Genomic DNA, 2,042 nt, shown 5'->3' on the forward strand with positions numbered 1-2,042 from the left:
TTACGCGACTGGACCCTGAAGCAGTTGGCCGCGGGCGCCGACTGCGATGCCTTCGCCTGCGCCGAGACGCTGCAGAAACTGCCTGTGCCGCTCGTGCTAGGCTGGCTGCAACGCTGGCTGTACGACCTGCTGGCGCAGCGCACGGCCGGCACGCCGCGTTATTTCCCGCAGGCCGCCAACGCGCTCGCGCGTTGCGCCGGACAAGCCGACGCCAGCGCATTCGCCCGTTTCATCAAGACCGTGACGCGTCAGCGGGCAGTTGAAAACCATCCGCTGAATGCCCGGCTGGTGTTCGAAGAACTGTTTATCGGCTATCGCGCGCTGTTCGCGTGAGCCTGTTGCGCACGTGGCCGCTTGCCTCGACGTCCAGGCGCGACGCTGGCGCGCGGCAAAAGCGGCCATGCGCATGATCCACCGCATACGTGTGCCTAGACGTACCATAGCGCCCTCCGATTGACGCTTGACCTGTCCGACACCATGAGCCTTTCGTATCGCGATGCCACCCTCGACGACCTGCCTGCCATCGTCGCCATCTATAACTCGACCGTGCCGTCGCGCCAGGTCACGGCGGACCTCGAGCCGGTGAGCGTCGAGAGCCGGCTCGCCTGGTTTCACGCGCATGGTCCGCAAAAGCGTCCGCTGTGGGTCGTTGAAGACGCCGGCCACGTGATTGCGTGGCTGAGTTTTTCGGATTTCTACGGCCGTCCTGCGTATCTGCGCACCGCCGAGGTCAGCATTTATCTGGACGAGCGCGCGCGTGGCAAAGGGCTCGGCAAGCAAATGCTGGCCGCCGCGCTGGATGCGGCGCCCGCGCTCGGCATCGACACCGTGCTGGGCTTCGTTTTCGGCCACAATGAGGCGAGCTTGCGGCTCTTTGGCAACTTCGGCTTTGCCGCGTGGGGCACGTTGCCGCGGGTTGCAGTGCTGGACGGTGTCGAGCGTGATCTCGTGATCCTTGGGCTGCGGCTCGAGGCCGCCGCTTGACGCAGCGTTAGCATTCTCGCAAGCGCGCCCGGCACCCCGAAAACTGAAACAACCGCCCGGGCAGATTGTCTCGGACAACCACCGGATTCATCGCAGGACTTCATCATGTTTGTCGACTCGCACTGCCATATCAACTTCGAAGGACTCGCTGACCGCCTGCCACAGGTGATCGAGAACATGCGCAGCCATTCGGTCACGCATGCGCTGTGCGTGTCCGTCGACCTGGAGAGCTTGCCGTCGGTGCTGGCGGTGGCCGATGCGTACGACAACGTCTACGCGTCGGTGGGCGTGCATCCGGATCACGAGGATGCGCAGGAGCCGAGCGTGGCCGAACTGGTCGAACTGGCAAAGCATCCCAAGGTGGTGGCGATCGGCGAGACGGGTCTTGACTACTATCGTCTGGAAGGCCGGTCGATTGCCGATATGGAATGGCAGCGCGAGCGTTTTCGCACCCATATCCGCGCCGCGCATGCCACGGGCAAGCCGCTCATCATCCACACCCGTTCGTCGGCGGAAGACACGTTGCGCATCATGGCCGAAGAGCGCGCGGGCGAGCCAGGCGGCGTGATGCACTGCTTTACCGAGCCGTGGGCGATCGCCGAGCAGGCTTTGGCGCAGAATTTTTACATTTCGCTGTCGGGCATCGTCACGTTCAAAAGCGCGACGGACGTGCAGGACGTCGCGCGGCGTGTGCCGCTTGAGCGTTTGCTGATTGAAACCGACTCGCCGTATCTGGCGCCGGTGCCTTATCGTGGCAAGCCGAATGAACCTGCGTACGTAAGTTATGTCGGACGCTTCATCGCGCAACAACGCGAGATGCCGGACGCGGCATTGGCTTCGGCCACCACCGCGAACTTTTTCCGGCTCTTCAAGATCCCTGCGCCCGTCAGCGCCTAAGTCTTGAATTTGAATATTATCAACAGGATACGGACGATTTTTAAAGCCAAATATGAGCAATAACCAGACGCGCATTTCGACACACAGCCACGCCCCGATCACCACGGCCGCCACCATCAAGACGGCTCGCCGCCAATCGGCGTTGCGGCGCGGCATGACCC

Annotated in this window: 3 protein-coding genes; all 3 read left to right on the forward strand. The window is 62.9% G+C overall.

Translation table 11 applies throughout. The annotated features are described in order from the left end of the window. A partial coding sequence (locus tag WCA85_RS23670; RefSeq protein WP_424067284.1) for a DNA polymerase III subunit delta' C-terminal domain-containing protein occupies positions 1-333 on the forward strand: 333 nt, incomplete at its 5' end. A gap of 144 nt (positions 334-477) precedes the next feature. Continuing rightward, a complete protein-coding gene (locus WCA85_RS23675) occupies positions 478-984 on the forward strand; it encodes an N-acetyltransferase family protein (protein WP_424067285.1) in 507 nt (168 codons plus the stop codon). Positions 985-1,089: 105 nt separating this feature from the next. Continuing rightward, positions 1,090-1,881 carry a TatD family hydrolase gene (locus WCA85_RS23680; protein ID WP_424067286.1) on the forward strand — a complete coding sequence of 264 codons (792 nt, stop codon included), beginning with the start codon at positions 1,090-1,092 and terminating at the stop codon, positions 1,879-1,881. Positions 1,882-2,042: the final 161 nt, after the last annotated feature.

Origin of the sequence: Paraburkholderia sp. (assembly GCF_049581445.1) — a bacterium.
Taxonomy (GTDB): domain Bacteria; phylum Pseudomonadota; class Gammaproteobacteria; order Burkholderiales; family Burkholderiaceae; genus Paraburkholderia.

Coding starts and splice junctions, on each gene's coding strand:
- WCA85_RS23675 (WP_424067285.1), top strand. CDS start 478: ATGAGCCTTTCGTATCGCGATGCCACCCTCGACGACCTGCCTGCCATC.
- WCA85_RS23680 (WP_424067286.1), top strand. CDS start 1,090: ATGTTTGTCGACTCGCACTGCCATATCAACTTCGAAGGACTCGCTGAC.